Origin of the sequence: Salinisphaera sp. PC39 (assembly GCF_040361335.1) — a bacterium.
Taxonomy (GTDB): domain Bacteria; phylum Pseudomonadota; class Gammaproteobacteria; order Nevskiales; family Salinisphaeraceae; genus APNM01.
The window spans coordinates 52,781-69,251 of sequence record NZ_APNM01000014.1; the positions used below are offsets into that span (position 1 = coordinate 52,781).

Consider the following 16,471-nt stretch of genomic DNA (forward strand, 5'->3'; position numbering starts at 1 on the left):
GGAAAATAGATACAAGGGGGTGGACCGGCCGGCGGCGCGATGGCTTGAGCGGCCCATCCTGGATCTCGTTTCATCGGCGTTCATCCGTATCCATCCACGGACAAAAAATTTTCGAACGCCATCGCTTGCCAGACATGCTGTTCGTTTATACAGTATCAAAATGAAGGCACGGCGGCGACAGGCGTTCAAGGGGCGGGGCGCGGTATCCAATCCCGCCGGCCGCTTCGAGTCGGTCGATCACGAGGTGTTCGACGACGGCTGGGGCAGCGCCGAGGAGGAACCCGAGGCCCCGGCCACCGAGCTGCGCGCGGACCCGGCGCGCACGGTCATCACCCGCAACCGCTCGCCGGACATCCCGTTCGAGGCCTCCATCAATCCCTACCGGGGCTGCGAGCATGCGTGCCCTTATTGTTTTGCCCGCCCCAGCCACAGTTACCTGGACCTGTCGCCGGGTCTCGACTTCGAGACCCGCATCTTCTACAAGGGCAACGCCGCCGAGCGGCTGGAGGCGGAGCTGCGTAAGCCCGGCTATCGGCCGACGCCGATCTCGCTGGGCATCAACACCGACGCCTACCAACCGGCGGAGCGCCGGTTGCGGGTCACCCGTTCGCTGCTGGAGGTGCTCTGGGCCTACCGGCACCCGGTGAGCCTGATCACCAAGAGCGCGCTGATCACGCGCGACCTGGACATCCTCGGACCGATGGCCGAGCACGGCCTGGTATCCGCGGCGGTGAGCGTGACCTCGCTGGACCCGGACATCAAGCGCCGCCTGGAGCCCCGTACCGCCGGCCCCGCCGCGCGGCTGCGCACCATCCGGGCACTGGCCGACGCCGGCGTACCCACCGCGGTGATGGCGGCGCCGGTGATCCCCGCGATCACCGACCACGAGCTGGAGGCGATCCTGGCGGCGGCGGCCGAGGCCGGCGCGCGCGGCGCGGGCTACGTCCTGCTGCGGCTGCCGCACGAACTCAAGGAGGTGTTCCGGGACTGGCTGGAGACCCATTACCCGGACCGCGCCGAGCACGTGATGAGCCTGGTGCGCCAGTCGCGCGGCGGCAAGGACTACGACGCCGCCTGGGGCACGCGCATGACCGGCACCGGGGTGTTCGCGGACATGATCGCGCAGCGCTTCCGCGCGGCCAGCCGCCGCCACGGCCTCGACCGCGGCGACCGGGCACCGCTGACCACCGCCCTGTTCCGGGTGCCGCCGCGCAGCGGCGATCAGATGTCGCTTCTGTAGCCGGGCGATTCGAACCACGGAGGCACGGAGGACACAGAGATTTAATGGGGTGAGTCTTCTTGGCCTTTTTGCACCTGTGCTCTCTGTGTCTCTGTGGTTGATCTTCTAGCTGCCGGAAACGGGCCAGACGGCCCTTGTTCCAACCCACGCCTGCCGAAGATCACGACGGCGGCAAGCGGCCCGCCAGAACATGGACCACAGAGGCGCACAGAGGGACACAGAGGGCACTGACGGTCGTCCCGGAAGCCGCAAAGAAGCCTGCCCCGGACACGATCACGGTTTTCATGCGGAAGAGGCGGATGGCCCGCCAAGGTTCGTTGCCAACCCGGCGGCTCGAGCGCCGGGGCGCTTCGCGGTCGGCGCCGTGCCGAGTCAAGGCGCTTGTTTTATCCACAGATTGACACCGATTAACGCAGATTAATTGGGGCTGTTCTTTAATCTGCGTCCATCGGCGTCATCTGCGGATCGTTTCTTCCGGGAACCGCCCGCCAAGCTCCGTTGCCGCCCCGGCAATTCGGTCGCCTAGGCGCTGCGCGGTCGGCGCCGTGCCGAATCAAGGCATTTGTTTATCCGCGGATGGACGCCGATTAACGCAGATCGGTTGGACTGCTCTTTAATCTGCGTACATCGGCGTAATCTGTGGATTCCTTCTTCCGGCAAGCGGCCAGCAAAAGCCTCCGTGCGCCTCTGTGGTTTCAGGTCCCGCCAACTAAAAGCCTGTGGACCGGGATAAGCGAAGCGCCGCCGGCTGTCTGGGCGCCGAGCGCAGTAGTGTTGTAGCGGTTTTTTCAGCGTCGCGATCGCCTCAATCTTTGCTCCCCGTGCCCTCCGTGCCTCTGTGGTTGATTGAGATCGAGCCGGCCTCGGCGCCCGGGGAGAGCGCCTCCAGCGCGTGCTCGGCGAGGCCGACGCCGGCCTCGCTCATGGTGGAGTAGACCTCGTCCGCGCCGGCCTCGCGGATCGCCCGCGCCTGGTCGGGATACATGGTGTGGGCCACGATCACGCCGGCATAGCCGGTGCGGCGCAACTGCTTGGTGGCGAACAGACTGGCCTCGGTGGCGGGCATCGCCAGCACCGCGGCGCGGATGCCGCTCAGGTCGGCCGCGTGCCAGAAGGACGAGTCCTCGGCATCCGAATACACCACGTTGCGGCCGGCCTCCACGTGCCCGGTCACCTTGTTGGGGTCGGCGTCGATGCCGATCACCGACTCGCCGCGCTGCGCGATCAGGTCGTAGGCCGCGGTGCCGGCCCGGCCCATGCCCAGAACCAGCACCCGCGCGTGGTTCAGGGAAGCCGGCTGCTCGTCCGGGTGCGGTGTACTGCGCTCGAACGGGATCAGGCCGCCCTCCATCCGCTCGAACAGCTCGTGCGCCATGCGGTTGAGGGGCGCCGAGATCACGAACGACAGCGCCACCGCCAGGGCCAGCGGCACCAGCCACTCGGGCAGCAGTCCGGCGGCCACGATCAGGCCGAACTCGCTGTAGCTGGTGAGGCCGACGCCGGCCAGGAAGGCATTGCGGGCGCGCAGCTTGAAGGCCAGCAGCAGGGCGAAGAACAGTATCGCCTTCAGCGGCAGCGCCAGGGCCAGGACCGCGGCGAACACCAGCGACTGGCCATCCGGCAGGCCGGACATCCCGATCTGGAGGAAGAACCCCACCAGGAATACTTCCTTGAGGCTCCAGAGGGAATCGGACAATTCCTGGGCGCGCGGATGCCCCGCCAGCAGCATGCCGGCCACCAGCGCCCCCAGTTCCGGACTGAGCCCGACCAGCTCGAAGCCGGCACCGCCGACCCCCAGCGCCAGCAACATGCCCATGAGCACCAGCAGCTCGTCGTGCCCGACCAACTCCAGCAGCCAGTGCAGCAGCGGCCGTAGCAACGGCAGCGCGAACACACCCAGCGCCCAGACGGACGGGGCATGATCGCCGGCGAAGCTGAGCACCCCGAGGGCGATGAGGTCCTGCACGATCAGGATGCCGATCGCCACCCGGCCGTGGAAGGCGCGCAACTCGCGCTTGGCCTCCAGAACCTTGGCCGCGAGCACCGTGCTGGAAAAGGACAGCGCCACCGCCAGCAGCAGCGCCGTGGCCCAGTCCAGGCCCAGCCACAGATGCAGGATGGGCGCGAACAGCAGGCAGGAAATGCCGAAATGCAGCATGCCGCCGCCGATCACCTCGGCGCGCAGCAGGTTCGCGAGCTTGAGCTTGAGCCCGACGGTGAACAGGAGCAGGAGCACGCCCAGGTGCGACAGGTGCTGCAGCACCTCGTGGGTCTCGTCGGGGAGCTGCAGCGGTTCCTTGAAGGCGTGGATCAGGAAGCCCGCGCCGAGGAATCCGACCAGGGGCGGCAGACCCAGCGGCCGGACCAGCAGGCCCATGCCGAACGCGAAACTGACACACACCACCTCGAACAACACGGGAATACCCCTGTCTCTGCCGATCCGCGGCCCGCCGCCGCTATCTCATGATCGCACGACGCCGGATCACGGCCCAGCCGCGCGGGCATGGTCGGCGATCAGGCCGACCAGTTCCGGGACCAGCACCGGCGGCAGGTCGTGGCCCATGCCGGGGATGGTCTCCAGCCGCGCGCCGGGGATACAGGCGGCGGTATGCTCGCCGTGCGCCGGCGGCACCAGGGGATCGGCGTCGCCGTGGATCACCAACGACGGCCGCGCGATCTCCCGCAGCAGCGGCTCGCGGCTGCCGGAGGCGAGAATCGCCAGGAGCTGGCGGGCGGTGCCCGCGGGGTAGTGCGAGCGCGCCATGCCCTGCCGGATCAGCTCGGCCCACTCCGCGCGCGAGCGCTGGATGCCGGGCGAGCCGATCAGGCGCATGGTGGTGGCCAGGTGCTCGACCGCCGCTTCCCGGTCCGTCGACGGCGGCCGCGAGCCCAGCCGCATCAGCACCTTGAGCCGCCCGCGCGGCAATCCGCGCGCGCCCGAGCTGGACATCACCGAGGTCAGGCTCGCGACCCGCGCCGGCCGGCGCGCGGCGAGTATCTGGCCGATCATGCCGCCCATCGAGGCGCCGACGACGTGGGCCGCGGGGATATCCAGGGCGTCCAGCAGGCCGAGGGTGTCGTCCGCCATGTCGTCCAACCGGTAGGGCGCGCGCACCCGCAGGCCCAGCGACGACTTGACGAACGCCGCCCGCACGCCGTCCTGACGGCCGGCGCCTTCGATCTTGGTGGACAGCCCGATGTCGCGGTTGTCGAAGCGGATCACCCGGAAGCCCTCGGCGGCCAGGCCGTCGCAGAATGCCTCCGGCCAGCCCAGGAGCTGGGTCCCGAGGCCCATGATCAACAGGACGACCGGCGCGTCCTCGTCGCCACGATCGTCGTAGGCCAGCTCCAGGCCGTTGGCCGCGGCACGCCCCTCGACGAAGCGCATGCCGCTGTGTGTCGCCGTTGCATCCATTCCTGTTTCCGGTTCGGGGGGCAAACGCACAGGATAGCGTTCTGGTTTAGGTGATTGGTGATTGGTGATTCGTTGGGAAGAGGGGGTTATGCTCTTTGCCAATCACGAATCACCAATCACCCTCATAGGAATGCGCCTGCTCGACCGACTCGCCGAGGAACACATCAGCGCCGCCGCGGAGCGCGGCGAGCTGGACGATCTGCCCGGGGCCGGCCGCCCGCTGAAGCTGGACGACGACCGCTTCGTGCCGGAGGAACTGCGCGCGGGTTACCGGCTGCTCAAGAACGCCGGCTACCTGCCGCCCGAGCTGCAGACCCGCCGCGAGATCGCCAGCGTGGAGGAACTGCTGGAGCGGGCCGACCCGGACAGCACCGAGCACGCGCTCGCCCAGCGGCGCCTGTCGCTGTTGCGCGCGCGGCTGGGCGAGGGCCGAATGGGCCAGCTCCGCGCGGCGCGGGAATACCAGGAGGCGGTCCTGCGGCGCCTGGGCGGCGATGACTGACATCGTCCTGCGTCCGGCCGACGACGATGCCGCGCTGACGGCGATCGCCGCCCTCGCCCGCCGCATCTGGCGGGAACACTATCCCGGCATCATCAGCCATGCCCAGATCGACTACATGCTCACGCAGGGCTACGCCCTGCCGGTGATGCGGCGCGAGATCGAGGACGGGGTGCGCTACGTGCTGGCCGAGGCGGACGGCGACCCCGCGGGCTTCGCCGCCCACGGCCCGGACGCGGGGGACGAGGACACGTTGTGGCTGCACAAGCTCTATGTGGCCGGCGAGCACCGCGGTCGCGGCCTGGCCCGCCGCCTGCTGGACGACGCCCTGGCCCACGCCCGCGCGCGCGGCGCCGACCGCGTCCGGCTGCGGGTCAACCGCCACAACCGCGTCGCCGTCGAAGCCTACCGCCGCCTGGGTTTCCGCATCGAGAGCACCGATATCAAGGACATCGGCGGCGGCTTCGTGATGGACGACTACCTGATGGGCCGCGCGGCGGCCCAAGGAGGCTAACCACAGAGGCACAGAGAGCACAGAGGAAAAGAGTCAGGAAGACTCACCCCATTAAATCTCTGTGCCCTCTGTGCCTCTGTGGTTCAAGATCATTTCCTCGGCGATCGAGTCGTCGGCGGCATGCCGGGAAAGCCTGGCCCGGCCTATGCCTTGCCCAGCATGTCGCGCGCGATCAGTTCCTTCATGATCTCCGAGGTGCCGCCGTAGATGCGCTGCACGCGGGCGTCCGCGAAGGCGCGGGCGATCGGGTACTCGCGCATGTAGCCGTAGCCGCCGAACAGTTGCAGGCAGCCGTCGGCCACCCGCCACTGCATCTCGGTGCTGGACAGCTTGGCCATGGCCGCGGTGGTGACGTCCAGGGTGCCGGCGCGGAAGCGGTCCATGCACTGGTCGACGAAGGCACGGGTCACGGCGGCGTCGGTGCGCATCTCGGCCAGCCGGAACCGGGTGTTCTGGAAGCTGGACAGGGGCTGGCCGAAGGCCTTGCGCTCGCGCACGTAGTCGGCGGTCCACTCGATCATGCCCTCGGCGGCGGCGACGGCGGCCACCGCCAGCGCCAGCCGCTCGCGCGGCAGCTCGTCGATCAGGTGGATGAAGCCCTGGTGCTCGCGGCCGAGGATCGCGTCGTCCGGCAGCCGCAGGTCCTCGAAGAATAGCTCGGCGGTGTCGCCGGCGTGCTGACCCAGTTTGCGCAGGTTGCGTCCGCGCCGGAAGCCCGGCAGCGAGGTGTCCACAAGGAACAGGCTGGTGCCACGGGCGCCGCCCTCGGGGCGGGTACGCGCCGCGATCACCATGACATCGGCGTAGATGCCGTTGGTGATGAAGGTCTTGGCGCCGTTGAGCACCCAGCCGTCGCCGTCGCGGTCGGCGCGGGTGCGCATGCCCTGGAGGTCGCTGCCGGCGCCGGGCTCGGTCATGCCGATGCCGATCACCGCCTCGCCGGCCACCATCCGCGGCAGCCAATGTTCTTTCTGGGCGTCGCTGCCGAGATCGAGCAGGTAGGGAGTGACCACGTCCGAGTGCACGGAAACCGCGGTGGCCAAGCCGCCCATGCCGGCGCGCCCCAACTCCTCCAGGACCACGGCCGAGAGCGCGAAGTCGGCGCCCGCGCCGCCGTAGGCCTCGGGGACGTCCAGACACAGCAGACCGGCCTCGCCGAGCTGGGTCCAGACCTCGCGCGGGAAGGCTTCGGCCTCCTCCCAGTCCTCGTAATGGGGCCGTATCTCGTTGTCGATGAAGCGGCGGACACTGTCGCGGAACAGTTCCCGCTCGGCCCGGACATCTTCCTCCAGCGCGGCCATGCTCTCCTCCGGTTATAGCGATCGCAGACGCAGGATAGCAGGACCGGGGACCGCCACGGCCGCCCGAAAGAAGGGGCGGCAGGCGTAACAGAGCGTTAATCGCCGGCCGTCAAGATACCCCGACGAATCCCGCGCTATCGGAGCATGCCATGTTCGACCGACTGTTCGCCGGCGCCATCGGCCTCGTGGCCGCCGCCGCCTTTCTGCTCTCCACGGCGGGCGCGTGGTATCCACCGGGCTCCGACCACGTCCCCGCCGAGACGGTCGCGGCCGCCGGCGGGGCCGGGAAAAGTTAGCTCACGAGACCCAGGATCCCGATCACGATCAGGTAGCCCGCGACGATGTAGTTCAGCAGTCGCGGCACCAGCAGGATCGCGATGCCCGCGGCCAGGGATAGCAGGGGCGTGAGCATCGCGGCGTCGATGGTGAGGGTCATGGTGCGTTCTCCCCGTGGTTGCGGATTCACCGCGCAAGCGGCGGAGACAGCTTGACCGCACACACCGGCAAGCGCAACACACCCCACCCGTTGGTGCCGCCCCGCCCTACGCGCTACAGTCGAGGCTCGTTCCGAGCAGGGATTGCCGATGCGACCGGTCTACATCGTCGTCAACGGGATACTGATCTTCCTGGGCTACCTGGCGGTGGTGAACACGGACTTCGACCACCCGGACACCTTCTATTCGGTCACCCTGCCGCTGGTGGACATGGTGTATTGCACCTATCTCCTGCTGCTGGCCTTTATCGAAATCTATAACAACACTTGGCGCTGAGAGGGTGTTTACACAATCAACTGGCATGAACGAGGCTTTGGCTGGCGGGACATGAAACCACTCCATTTTCTGGCTGGCCGTTTGCCGAGGCGCTTCCCGGAAGAAAGCATCCGCAGATTACGCCGATGGACGCAGATTAAAGAACAGCCCCAGCCAATCTGCGTTAATCGGTGTCCATCTGCGGATAAAACAAATGCCTTGGCTTGGCACGGCGCTGACCGCGTAGCGCCCCGGCGACCGAACTGCCGGAGTGGAAACGAACCTGGGCGGGCGGTTCCAGGAAGAAGCAATCCGCGGATGTGCGCGGATTGAGAGGGTGTCTACAAAACTACTGCGCTCCGGCGGCGCCAGACCTGCCTTCGTTCGCTACGTTTCGTAGACACCTTCCGAGCGTCACCCCAGGAGACGGTCGATGCACTCGCGCTCGTCCGCCAGCATCCGCTGCACGGCGCGGTGCGCGCCGGCGGCGTCCGGCAGCCGCCGCAGGGCGTCGAAACCCGCCGCGATCCGGTCGTATAGCCGGCCCATGCCGGCGGCGTGTGCCGGACCGCGCGCCAGCTTGAAACCCATGTGCGCCCAGCGTCTGCGGGCGATTCCCTCCAGGTCCGCGGCCAGGTCGCCGGCGAGCCCGCACTGACGGCGCCGGTCGTCGAGGCCGCCGACCTCGCGGTAGGCGCGCACATAGGCCGCGGCGACGATCTCCCGGTCCGGCGCCAGCCGCTCGGCCACGGCCTCGTCCAATTCCCGCGTCAGGGTGGCGAAGGCGAGCGCATCGCGCAGCATGCGCGAATCCGGCAGCAGCCGGCCGAGACGGGCGCCGGCGGCGTCGGGGTCGCCGGTCAGCTCGCCCAGATCGAGGTCGCGAAAGAAGGATTCGGCGAAATACCGCAGCAACGGCGTGGCGCGGGCACGCTCGGCGACATCGGCATGGCGTGCGTACAGCCGCCGGGCCTGCCAGCCGCGGAGACGTGCCACATGGGCGGCGAACGCCGGATCGTGGTGCTCGCGCAGCGCCGCGTGGCGATGCAGGATGGCCGTCAATTCCGCGCTCATCGGACCGACCACGGGGCCGCGCCGGGGCATCCGGACTTGAATCCGGGCAACGGCGGCGTAATATCCGAGGGCAGTGCGGCTGGCACGACCGTACGACGATAATTCACGTTGTAACGCTTTATAGGGAGTAAACGTATGAATCGTAGCAGGATGGTCACCTTTGCCGCCGCGACGCTCATCGGCCTGAGCGGCCTCGGTCTCGCGGCCTGCGAGCAGGATACCCGCGAGGACATGAAGGAAGAGGCCAACGAGGCCGTGGACGAGACCAAGGAGATGTTCCAGGACGACTCCGCCGTCGAGGATTCCGCCGAGGACTTCGGCAACGCCGCCGAGGAGACCGGCGACCGGATGGAGGAGTCCATGGAGGACGCGACGGAGGATTCGCAGAACTGACAAGCGAATCCGACGCGGCCCCGCACCGCGGGGCACGGGGGCCGGCCCGAGGGGGGCCGGCCCCTTTTTCGTTCGGGGCTAGCGCGTCCCGTCTGGCACCGGCATGCGCGCCATCGCGGGCGCCGTCAGGCTGCCGAAGTAAAGGATGTCCCCGACCTCCTCCACCGCGGTGATCGGGGCATAGGCATCCGCCGAGGCATCCTGCAGGTTGTAGAGCACATCGCCGCCGGTGCTCAGGCCGAGCACGATGGCATGCTTCTTCGTGCCCGGCTGCAACTGCTCCGGCAGGCGATAGGCGACCTTGCGCAGGAACGGCTTGTCCGACATGTAGTCGAGCGAGGGATTGCGCGGGGCGTAGATCGCCAGCCAGAAGGTGTCCTCGCCGTCGTAGGAGATATTGTCCGGGAAACCGGGCAGGTTCGCGGCGAAGGTATCGCTGCCGCCGGCGGCATCGCCGGTCAGCCAGTAACGCGTGACCCGGTAGGCGCCGGTCTCGTTGACCAGCACGTAGCGCTCGCCCGGCCCCACGGCCACGCCGTTCGCGAACTGCAGGCCCTGCAGCAGCACGGTGACCTCGTCCGCCATCGGCTCGTACTTGAGCAGCCGGCCGTTGCCGCCGTGCTCGATGATGTCGGCCATCACGTGGTGCATGCCGAACTTGTGCGAGGCGTCGGAGAAATAGACGGTGCCGTCCTCGGCGACGGCGACATCGTCCACGAACCCGAACGGCACGCCGGCGGCCGCCGTGGCCAGGGTCCGGACCGTGCCGTCCGGCCGCACCGCCAGCAGGCCGCGCACGGCGTCGGCGACGACCAGGCTGCCGTCCGGCGCCCAGTCCATCCCCAGCGGCCGGCCGCCGGTGTCGGCGAACACTGCCGCGCCGGAGCCGTCCGGCTGCAGGCGGCGGATCTTGCCGTCGGCGTAGGCGCCGTAGATCCGACCCTGGTCGTCCACCGCGACGTCCTCGGGTCCCGAGGCGACGCCCTTGGCGAGCCATTCGACCCCGGCGAGCCGATCGTTCACGGCGTAGGGCCCTTCCAGTCCGGGCGCCTCGGGCGCATCCCAGGCCACCGGCTCGATGGGTACCGGCCAGAAGACCAGGTAGGCGGCGCCCGCCAGGATCAGGATCAGAACGATCCCGAGAAACTTGTTCATGATGTCCTCCCTTCGTTCCCGCACCGTTCGACAAGATATTCCGGGCCGATCGCGGACACGTCGCGGCAGCCCACCAGGGCCATGGTGTCCGCGAGCTCGCGCCGCAGGAGCTCCAGCACCGCGCCCACGCCGGGACCGCCGGCGGCGGCCAGCCCCCAGAGGACCGGCCGGCCCAGGAACACGGCGCGCGCGCCGCGCGCCAGGGCCTTGAAGACGTCGCCGCCGCGGCGGATGCCGCCGTCGACGTAGACCTCGCCGCGACCGGCCACGGCCTCGACCACCTCGGGCAGCACGTCGATGGTGGCCGGGCAGCCGTCGAGTTGGCGGCCACCGTGGTTGGAGACGATCACGCCGGCGGCGCCGTGTGCCATCGCCAGGGCGCCGTCCTCGGCCACGCACACGCCCTTGACCAGCACCGGCAGGTCGGTGATCGAGCACAGCCAGTCGAGATCGTCCCAGCCCAGGGCGCCGTCGAGCATGGACGCCACGTAATTGGCCAGGCCGGAGCCCTCGCCGGCGGGGAAGTCGGCCTTGCCCGCCGGCGACAGGTTCTCGACCGACAGTCCCGCGGGCAGCGAGAAGTTGTTGCGCACGTCGGCCTCGCGCTTGCCCCAGACCGGCGTGTCCACGGTGAGCACGATGGCCTGGGCGCCGGCGGCCTCGGCCCGCGCCACCAGGTCGCGCGTCACCGCGCGGTCCTTGTAGATGTAGAGCTGGAAGAAGCGGGGGCCGCTGGCGGCCGCGAACACCTCCTCCATGGCCGTGTTCGACAGACCGCTCAGGATGAACAGCGTGCCGGCCTCGCCGGCGGCGCGCACCGTGCCCAGCTCGCCGTCCTCGTGCGCCATGCGGTGAAAGGCGGTCGGCGCCACCGCGATCGGCATCGACACGTCGTGGCCGAGGATACTCGTTCGCAGATCCGGCTCCCCGACGCCGGCGAGTACCCGATAGCGCAGACCGATACGACGGTAGGCCGCACTATTGTCCCGCAGGGTGAGCTCGTCGAGGGCGCCGCCCGCGTAATACTCGTAGGCCGCCTTGTCGAGGCGGGCTTGCGCGGCGGCCGCATAGTCCGCCAGATTCACCAAGTCCATGCTCGCTGTCACCGCATCGTCCGATCCGATCCGCCGCAGGATAGCATCGCCATGACCCGTACCGACCATGACACGGCCGCCAGCGCAGATGCCCTGGCCGAACGCCGGCGCCGCAGCCGCGACCGCCTGGCGCGCTGGGCCCGCTGGCTGGACGACGCCGTACGCATCCCGGTGATCGGCGTGCGGGTCGGCATCGACGCCCTGGTCGGACTGATCCCGGTGGCGGGGGACTTCGTCGGCCTGCTGCTGTCCAGCGCCCTGGTCGGGGAGGCGATCCGGCTGCGCGCGCCGCCGCGCCTGCTGGCGCGCATGGGGCTCAACCTGGCCCTGGATTTCGCGGTCGGCCTGATCCCGGTGCTGGGCGACGTCGCGGATATCGCCTGGCGGGCCAACCGCCGCAACCGGCGGCTGCTGGAGGACTGGCTCGACCGCGAACTGGCACCGCCGGCCCGTGACGCCGGCTGGCGCGCGGCCGCGGTGCTGGCGGCGGGCCTGCTGCTGGCGGCCGCGGTATCCCTGTGGCTGTTGCGCGCCCTTACGGCATGAACAGCCCGGCCACCGGCGCGCTCACCAGCATCCAGACCACCACCAGGATCACCAGCGACACCACGAAATGCGCGACGCGCCGGTTCTCCGGAATACCGAGGAACACCGGTTGGTTGCGATACAACAGCACCAGGCTGTAGATGGACAGGCCCAGGGCGGCCAGCCAGCCGATCAGCGGCACCGCGCCCACGAGCTGACCGGCGAAGCCCGGCACCGAGGCCAGGGTCACGGCCGCGAAGCCGTCGTCGAAACTGCTGCGCCCGCCGAAGCTGCCCGCGATAAGCCCGAACACCGCGCCGGACAGCGCCAGGGCCAACAGCCCGCCGACGAACAGCAACAGCATCTGCGCCAGCAGGCCGCCCAGACCCGGCAGCACGTTGCTGCCGAACAGCCAGGCGAGTATCGGCGCCAGGACCGCGACCGCGGCCGCCATGGGCACCGCCACCGCGAAGGCGGTATCCCGCCAACCGGTCCGGCGCGAGCGAAACGCCCGCCAGGTCGGTTCGGGTTGGAGGACCGCTCCCTTGAGCAATTCGAATGTCTTGTTCCAATCCCGCATCGGTGGTCTCCGCGATGGGCCGTCCCTCGAGCCGGGCGGCGACGGCTTCAAGTCTCCACGATCTCCGGCTGGGAATACATCACCTCTTCCGGCGCCACGAAATGGGGCACGGCCACGGTCTGGTTGCGGCCGCGGCGCTTGGCCTCGTACAGGGCCGCGTCCGCCCGTTCCAGGAACGCCATCGGGTCCTGCCCGGCGGTCGGCACCGTGGCCGCCGCGCCGCAGCTCACGCTCACGAAATCCCCGACCGGCGAGGCCTCGTGCGGCAACCCCAGTGCCGCGACCCGCTGCCGCGCCCGCTCGGCGATATCCACCAGCACCTCGGCCGGATCCAGGTCGAACCAGACCAGCAGGAACTCCTCGCCGCCGTAGCGCACGGCGATATCCAGCGGCCGCTGGGCCTGCGCGGCCAGGGCCCGCGCCAAGGCCCGCAGGCAGTCGTCGCCGGCCAGGTGACCCTTGGCATCGTTGTAGGCCTTGAAATAGTCGACATCGAAGAAGGCCACGGCGATCCGACGGCGCTCGCGCTGGGCCTGGGCCCACAAGCGCGGGAACTGCTCGTCCAGGTAGCGTCGGTTGTGCAGCCCGGTCAGGCCGTCGCGGTTGGCCTCGCTGCGGAGCTGGCGGGCCGCCAGGAACTCGTGGCGACGGCTGTACTCGTGCGAATAGGCCCCGATCGCGCCGATGACGTTGGCGCTGATCAGGTACAGCACGTGCCGCGGCAGACGTCCCTGCTCCGGCGACCACGCGATCTCGCTGAGGACGAACGTCAGCACGAGCAGCACACCGAACGCCAGGGCCTGCGGGAAACGCAGCCCCACCGCGAAATACCCGACCATGAGCAGGAGCAGCATGCCCTCGTAGGGGAACGGCTCGCCTTGCCGATAGGCCTGCGCATAGAGCGAGAACAGACCGACCGTCACCGCGGACAGGCAGGCAAGCGACAACACCGCGAGACGCAGCCGCTCGACATACGACCCCAGCCAGGCCAATGCCAGTATCGGGGCCAGCACGACGCCCTGCACGAAAAACGCCATGTGGTTGAGCGGCGGGGCGTACGCGTGCAGGTTATGCAACGAGAACACGAGCAGGATCATCGCGCCGAACAGAAACACGACCCTGGCCTGGCCGCGATTGACCGCGTCGTAGTAGACGCGGAACTCGCTCTCCAGGCCGGGCTCGAAGTGCAGTCGGTGGAACCCCCGCCGTGCCCCGTCGTTTTGGAAGGCATCGGAGGGCAACCGACCGGCGGATTCGGCATGCTTGCCGCGGCTATCCACCATGGTCACGCCCCGATCCGGCCCACGGGACGGCACCCTGCGCGCTGCATCGCAACAACGGACGCCGGCGACGACCGTTCGTGCCTCGGCGGATACCGCTTGTTTGCGGGAAAATCCGGCTTGCCGGCAGGTTATGCACAATGCCGCTCCCAGGAACATGAGCCCCGATTAAAGTCAACCTCCGTCCCGACGATAGCGGACACCCTTCGTAATGTGTTGTTTCCATTTTCATTATTTTTATATTACGAAAATCGATTGAAATAAGACGCAAGATTGCCACAAAAAATCGCTAGGCCGGGGGCGAGACTATCCCCAAAGTTATCCACAGGCCTGCCGCCCGCGATCCCGCGACTTTCCGCGCTTCCCGCCGGTCAGCATGCCATGACCGGACATCACCACCCCACCTTGCGGCAGGTCGCGGCGGGTTTCCACCATCGGCGGCCACGAGCGATTAGACTGTCGCCATGAGCCGAGCCATCCGCGTGGCCGTGCCGGCCCCGCTGCACGGCGGCTTCGACTATCTCCCGCCGGCCGCCGGACCGGCGCCGGTGCCCGGCGCGCGCGTGCGGGTGCCGTTCGGGCGCCGCCGGCTGGTGGGCGTGGTCACGGCCACCAGCACCGAGCCCGCCGTGGCCGGCGGGCGGCTGCGCCGCATCGAGGCCGTGCTCGACAGCGAGCCCGTGCTGCCGCCCGGCCTGCGCGAACTCTGCACCTGGGCCGCGCGCTACTACCACCACCCCTTGGGCGAGGTCTATGCCGCCACGCTGCCGGTGCTGCTGCGGCAGGGGCGGCCGGCCGAGCGGCGCCCGCCGCGGCTCTGGCGGCTCACCGAGACCGGCCGCGCCCTGGACGGGGCCGACCTCGCGCGCGCCCCCCGTCAGCAAGAGATATGGCGGGTGCTGGCGGACGCCCCCGCCGGCCTGACCACGGCCGCCCTGCGCGAGCGCTGCCCGGCCCCGGCGGACACGCTGCGGCGGATGGCCGCCCACGGCTGGATCGAATCGGTCGCCGCGGCGCCGGCAGCGCCGGCCGCAGGCGCGCCGACGCCGGCGCTTGGCCCCGAGCAGGCAGCGGCGGTCGGCGCCGTGGGCTCGGATTTCGCAGTGCACCTGCTGCACGGCGTCACCGGCAGCGGCAAGACCGAGGTCTACCTGGCGCTGGTCGAGCGGGCCCTGGCGGCGGGCCGGCAGGCCCTGATCCTGGTGCCGGAGATCGGCCTCACGCCGCAGCTCATCGAGCGCTTCTCGAACCGTCTGGCCACGCCCATCGCGGTGCTGCACTCGGGCCTGGGCGATGCCGAACGCCTGGACGCCTGGCTGGCGGCCCGCGAGGGCAGCGCCGGCGTGGTCCTGGGCACCCGCTCGGCGGTGTTCACGCCGCTGGCGCGGCCCGGCTTGATCGTGGTGGACGAGGAGCACGATCCCTCTTACAAGCAACAGGACGGCCTGCGTTACTCGGCGCGCGACCTGGCCGTGCGCCGGGCCCAGATCGAGGACGTGCCGGCGGTGCTCGGCTCCGCCACGCCGGCCCTGGAGACCCTGCACAACGCCCGCCGCGGCCGCTACCGGCACCTGCGCCTGACCCGGCGCGCCACCGGCGCCGACATCCCCGCGGTGCGGCTGCTGGACGTACGCAGCCGCAAGCTCTCGGAGGGGCTCTCGGAACCGCTGCTGCAGCGCATCGCCCACCATCTGGAGGGCGGCGGTCAGGCCCTGCTGTTCCTCAACCGGCGCGGCTACGCCCCGGCCCTGATCTGCCACGACTGCGGCTGGATCGCCCACTGCCGGCGCTGCGACGCCGCGCTCACCCTGCACCGCGGCGGGCGCCGCCTGGATTGCCACCATTGCGGCGCCCAGCGGTCGCCGCCCGCCGTCTGCGAACACTGCGGCGGCAAGGAGCTGATCGCCGTGGGCGAGGGCACGGAGCGCGTCGCCGCCGCCCTGCGCGCGCGCTTTCCGGACGTCCGCCTGGCCCGCTTCGACCGCGACGCGGTCGCCGCCAAGGGCCGCCTGGAGGACCTGCTGGCCGAGGTCCGCAGCGGCGCGGCCCGGCTGCTGGTGGGCACCCAGATGCTGGCCAAGGGCCACGATTTCCCGGACCTGTCGCTGGTGGGTGTGGTGAACGCCGACCACGGCCTGTTCTCGGCCGACTTCCGCGCCTTCGAGCGCATGGCCCAGCTCGTGACCCAGGTGGCCGGCCGCGCCGGGCGCGGCGACCGGGCCGGCGAGGTGGTGCTCCAAACCCGGCATCCCGACCATCCGCTGCTACGGCGGCTGCTGGAATCCGGCTACGACGCCTTCGCCGAGGCCATGCTCGCCGAGCGCGAGGCGGTGGGCCTGCCACCGTTCGGGCACCTGGCCCTGCTGCAGGCGGAGGCCCCGGGCGCCGAGGCGCCGGCCCGTTTCCTGGACGCCGCCGCGGACCTGGCCGGCGACGCCGCCGGGGTCGAGCTCTGGGGGCCGGCCCCGGCGCCGATGGAACGCCGCGCCGGCCGCTACCGCTTCCACCTGCTGCTGCGCGCCGGTCGCCGGGGCGACCTGCACCGCTTCCTGGACGCCTGGCTGCCCCGGCTCGCCGAGCTGCCCGGCGCCCGGCGGGTGCGCTGGGCGATCGACGTGGATCCGCAGGATCTCATTTGATCCGCACCATCGC

General features: G+C 69.9%; 17 protein-coding genes. 8 read left to right on the plus strand and 9 right to left on the minus strand.

Going from position 1 to position 16,471, the window contains the following annotated elements; genetic code table 11:
- The first annotated feature begins 160 nt into the window (after nt 1-160).
- A complete protein-coding gene (locus PC39_RS13245; RefSeq protein WP_353253876.1) occupies nt 161-1,240 on the plus strand; it encodes a PA0069 family radical SAM protein in 1,080 nt (359 codons plus the stop codon).
- A gap of 805 nt (nt 1,241-2,045) precedes the next feature.
- Here the strand turns inward: PC39_RS13245 and PC39_RS13250 are convergent.
- Together PC39_RS13250 and PC39_RS13255 are read right to left on the minus strand one after the other, a co-directional pair.
- Nucleotides 2,046-3,653, minus strand: coding sequence for a cation:proton antiporter domain-containing protein (locus tag PC39_RS13250; RefSeq protein WP_353253905.1), 1,608 nt, complete (start codon nt 3,651-3,653; stop codon nt 2,046-2,048).
- 69 nt (nt 3,654-3,722) lie between these two features.
- On the minus strand, nt 3,723-4,655 hold the full coding sequence (locus tag PC39_RS13255) for an alpha/beta fold hydrolase (protein ID WP_353253877.1): 933 nt from the start codon (nt 4,653-4,655) through the stop codon (nt 3,723-3,725).
- An 88-nt stretch (nt 4,656-4,743) separates the two neighbouring features.
- Here PC39_RS13255 and PC39_RS13260 point away from each other — a divergent pair, with 88 nt between their 5' ends.
- Together PC39_RS13260 and PC39_RS13265 are read left to right on the plus strand one after the other, a co-directional pair.
- Nucleotides 4,744-5,157, plus strand: coding sequence for a DnaJ family domain-containing protein (locus PC39_RS13260; protein ID WP_353253878.1), 414 nt, complete (start codon nt 4,744-4,746; stop codon nt 5,155-5,157).
- Nucleotides 5,150-5,668 (plus strand): GNAT family N-acetyltransferase, encoded by a 519-nt coding sequence (locus PC39_RS13265; RefSeq protein ID WP_353253879.1) that lies wholly within the window; start codon nt 5,150-5,152, stop codon nt 5,666-5,668. Before PC39_RS13260 ends, PC39_RS13265 begins: the two co-directional genes overlap by 8 nt.
- A 143-nt stretch (nt 5,669-5,811) precedes the next feature.
- Here the strand turns inward: PC39_RS13265 and PC39_RS13270 are convergent, their stop codons facing one another.
- Nucleotides 5,812-6,969, minus strand: a complete 1,158-nt coding sequence (locus PC39_RS13270; RefSeq protein WP_353253880.1) for an acyl-CoA dehydrogenase family protein — start codon at nt 6,967-6,969, stop codon at nt 5,812-5,814.
- Between the two features lie 149 nt (nt 6,970-7,118).
- Between PC39_RS13270 and PC39_RS13275 the strand changes: the two genes are divergently transcribed.
- Nucleotides 7,119-7,265, plus strand: a complete 147-nt coding sequence (locus PC39_RS13275) for a hypothetical protein (protein ID WP_353253881.1) — start codon at nt 7,119-7,121, stop codon at nt 7,263-7,265.
- Here the strand turns inward: PC39_RS13275 and PC39_RS13280 are convergent.
- Complete coding sequence (locus PC39_RS13280) at nt 7,262-7,405, minus strand: DUF3096 domain-containing protein (protein ID WP_353253882.1); 144 nt, start codon at nt 7,403-7,405, stop codon at nt 7,262-7,264. The genes PC39_RS13275 and PC39_RS13280 overlap by 4 nt on opposite strands.
- Nucleotides 7,406-7,553: 148 nt before the next feature.
- On the opposite strand from PC39_RS13280, the gene PC39_RS13285 reads away from it, so the two are divergent.
- Nucleotides 7,554-7,739 (plus strand): hypothetical protein, encoded by a 186-nt coding sequence (locus tag PC39_RS13285; protein WP_353253883.1) that lies wholly within the window; start codon nt 7,554-7,556, stop codon nt 7,737-7,739.
- Between the two features lie 393 nt (nt 7,740-8,132).
- On the opposite strand, the gene PC39_RS13290 is transcribed toward PC39_RS13285, so the two are convergent.
- Entirely contained in the window at nt 8,133-8,822 is a 690-nt protein-coding gene (locus PC39_RS13290; RefSeq protein WP_353253884.1) for an FFLEELY motif protein, read from the minus strand.
- Between the two features lie 105 nt (nt 8,823-8,927).
- On the opposite strand from PC39_RS13290, the gene PC39_RS13295 reads away from it, so the two are divergent.
- A complete protein-coding gene (locus PC39_RS13295) occupies nt 8,928-9,185 on the plus strand; it encodes a hypothetical protein (RefSeq protein WP_353253885.1) in 258 nt (85 codons plus the stop codon).
- A 78-nt stretch (nt 9,186-9,263) separates the two neighbouring features.
- Here PC39_RS13295 and PC39_RS13300 read toward each other — a convergent pair whose 3' ends face one another.
- Together PC39_RS13300 and PC39_RS13305 are read right to left on the minus strand one after the other, a co-directional pair.
- Nucleotides 9,264-10,340, minus strand: coding sequence for an SMP-30/gluconolactonase/LRE family protein (locus PC39_RS13300; protein WP_353253886.1), 1,077 nt, complete (start codon nt 10,338-10,340; stop codon nt 9,264-9,266).
- Entirely contained in the window at nt 10,337-11,434 is a 1,098-nt protein-coding gene (locus tag PC39_RS13305) for an alpha-hydroxy acid oxidase (protein WP_353253887.1), read from the minus strand. Before PC39_RS13305 ends, PC39_RS13300 begins: the two co-directional genes overlap by 4 nt.
- Nucleotides 11,435-11,485: 51 nt before the next feature.
- Between PC39_RS13305 and PC39_RS13310 the strand changes: the two genes are divergently transcribed.
- On the plus strand, nt 11,486-11,980 hold the full coding sequence (locus PC39_RS13310; protein ID WP_353253888.1) for a DUF4112 domain-containing protein: 495 nt from the start codon (nt 11,486-11,488) through the stop codon (nt 11,978-11,980).
- Here PC39_RS13310 and PC39_RS13315 read toward each other — a convergent pair.
- Both PC39_RS13315 and PC39_RS13320 read right to left on the minus strand, forming a co-directional pair.
- Entirely contained in the window at nt 11,970-12,539 is a 570-nt protein-coding gene (locus tag PC39_RS13315; protein WP_353253889.1) for a Yip1 family protein, read from the minus strand. The two genes, PC39_RS13310 and PC39_RS13315, sit on opposite strands and share 11 nt — an antisense overlap.
- A gap of 47 nt (nt 12,540-12,586) precedes the next feature.
- Nucleotides 12,587-13,822 carry a GGDEF domain-containing protein gene (locus PC39_RS13320; RefSeq protein WP_353253906.1) on the minus strand — a complete coding sequence of 412 codons (1,236 nt, stop codon included), beginning with the start codon at nt 13,820-13,822 and terminating at the stop codon, nt 12,587-12,589.
- A gap of 461 nt (nt 13,823-14,283) precedes the next feature.
- On the opposite strand from PC39_RS13320, the gene PC39_RS13325 reads away from it, so the two are divergent.
- Nucleotides 14,284-16,458, plus strand: coding sequence for a primosomal protein N' (locus tag PC39_RS13325; protein WP_353253890.1), 2,175 nt, complete (start codon nt 14,284-14,286; stop codon nt 16,456-16,458).
- The last annotated feature ends 13 nt before the right edge of the window (nt 16,459-16,471 follow it).

Bases quoted from the DNA above. Each gene is read 5' to 3' on its own strand.
- PC39_RS13270 (WP_353253880.1), bottom strand. From the start codon at position 6,969: ATGGCCGCGCTGGAGGAAGATGTCCGGGCCGAGCGGGAACTGTTCCGC.
- PC39_RS13275 (WP_353253881.1), top strand. From the start codon at position 7,119: ATGTTCGACCGACTGTTCGCCGGCGCCATCGGCCTCGTGGCCGCCGCC.
- PC39_RS13315 (WP_353253889.1), bottom strand. From the start codon at position 12,539: ATGCGGGATTGGAACAAGACATTCGAATTGCTCAAGGGAGCGGTCCTC.
- PC39_RS13265 (WP_353253879.1), top strand. From the start codon at position 5,150: ATGACTGACATCGTCCTGCGTCCGGCCGACGACGATGCCGCGCTGACG.
- PC39_RS13245 (WP_353253876.1), top strand. From the start codon at position 161: ATGAAGGCACGGCGGCGACAGGCGTTCAAGGGGCGGGGCGCGGTATCC.
- PC39_RS13290 (WP_353253884.1), bottom strand. From the start codon at position 8,822: ATGCCCCGGCGCGGCCCCGTGGTCGGTCCGATGAGCGCGGAATTGACG.
- PC39_RS13320 (WP_353253906.1), bottom strand. From the start codon at position 13,822: ATGGTGGATAGCCGCGGCAAGCATGCCGAATCCGCCGGTCGGTTGCCC.
- PC39_RS13300 (WP_353253886.1), bottom strand. From the start codon at position 10,340: ATGAACAAGTTTCTCGGGATCGTTCTGATCCTGATCCTGGCGGGCGCC.
- PC39_RS13260 (WP_353253878.1), top strand. From the start codon at position 4,744: ATGCTCTTTGCCAATCACGAATCACCAATCACCCTCATAGGAATGCGC.
- PC39_RS13305 (WP_353253887.1), bottom strand. From the start codon at position 11,434: ATGGACTTGGTGAATCTGGCGGACTATGCGGCCGCCGCGCAAGCCCGC.
- PC39_RS13285 (WP_353253883.1), top strand. From the start codon at position 7,554: ATGCGACCGGTCTACATCGTCGTCAACGGGATACTGATCTTCCTGGGC.
- PC39_RS13280 (WP_353253882.1), bottom strand. From the start codon at position 7,405: ATGACCCTCACCATCGACGCCGCGATGCTCACGCCCCTGCTATCCCTG.
- PC39_RS13295 (WP_353253885.1), top strand. From the start codon at position 8,928: ATGAATCGTAGCAGGATGGTCACCTTTGCCGCCGCGACGCTCATCGGC.
- PC39_RS13325 (WP_353253890.1), top strand. From the start codon at position 14,284: ATGAGCCGAGCCATCCGCGTGGCCGTGCCGGCCCCGCTGCACGGCGGC.
- PC39_RS13255 (WP_353253877.1), bottom strand. From the start codon at position 4,655: ATGGATGCAACGGCGACACACAGCGGCATGCGCTTCGTCGAGGGGCGT.
- PC39_RS13310 (WP_353253888.1), top strand. From the start codon at position 11,486: ATGACCCGTACCGACCATGACACGGCCGCCAGCGCAGATGCCCTGGCC.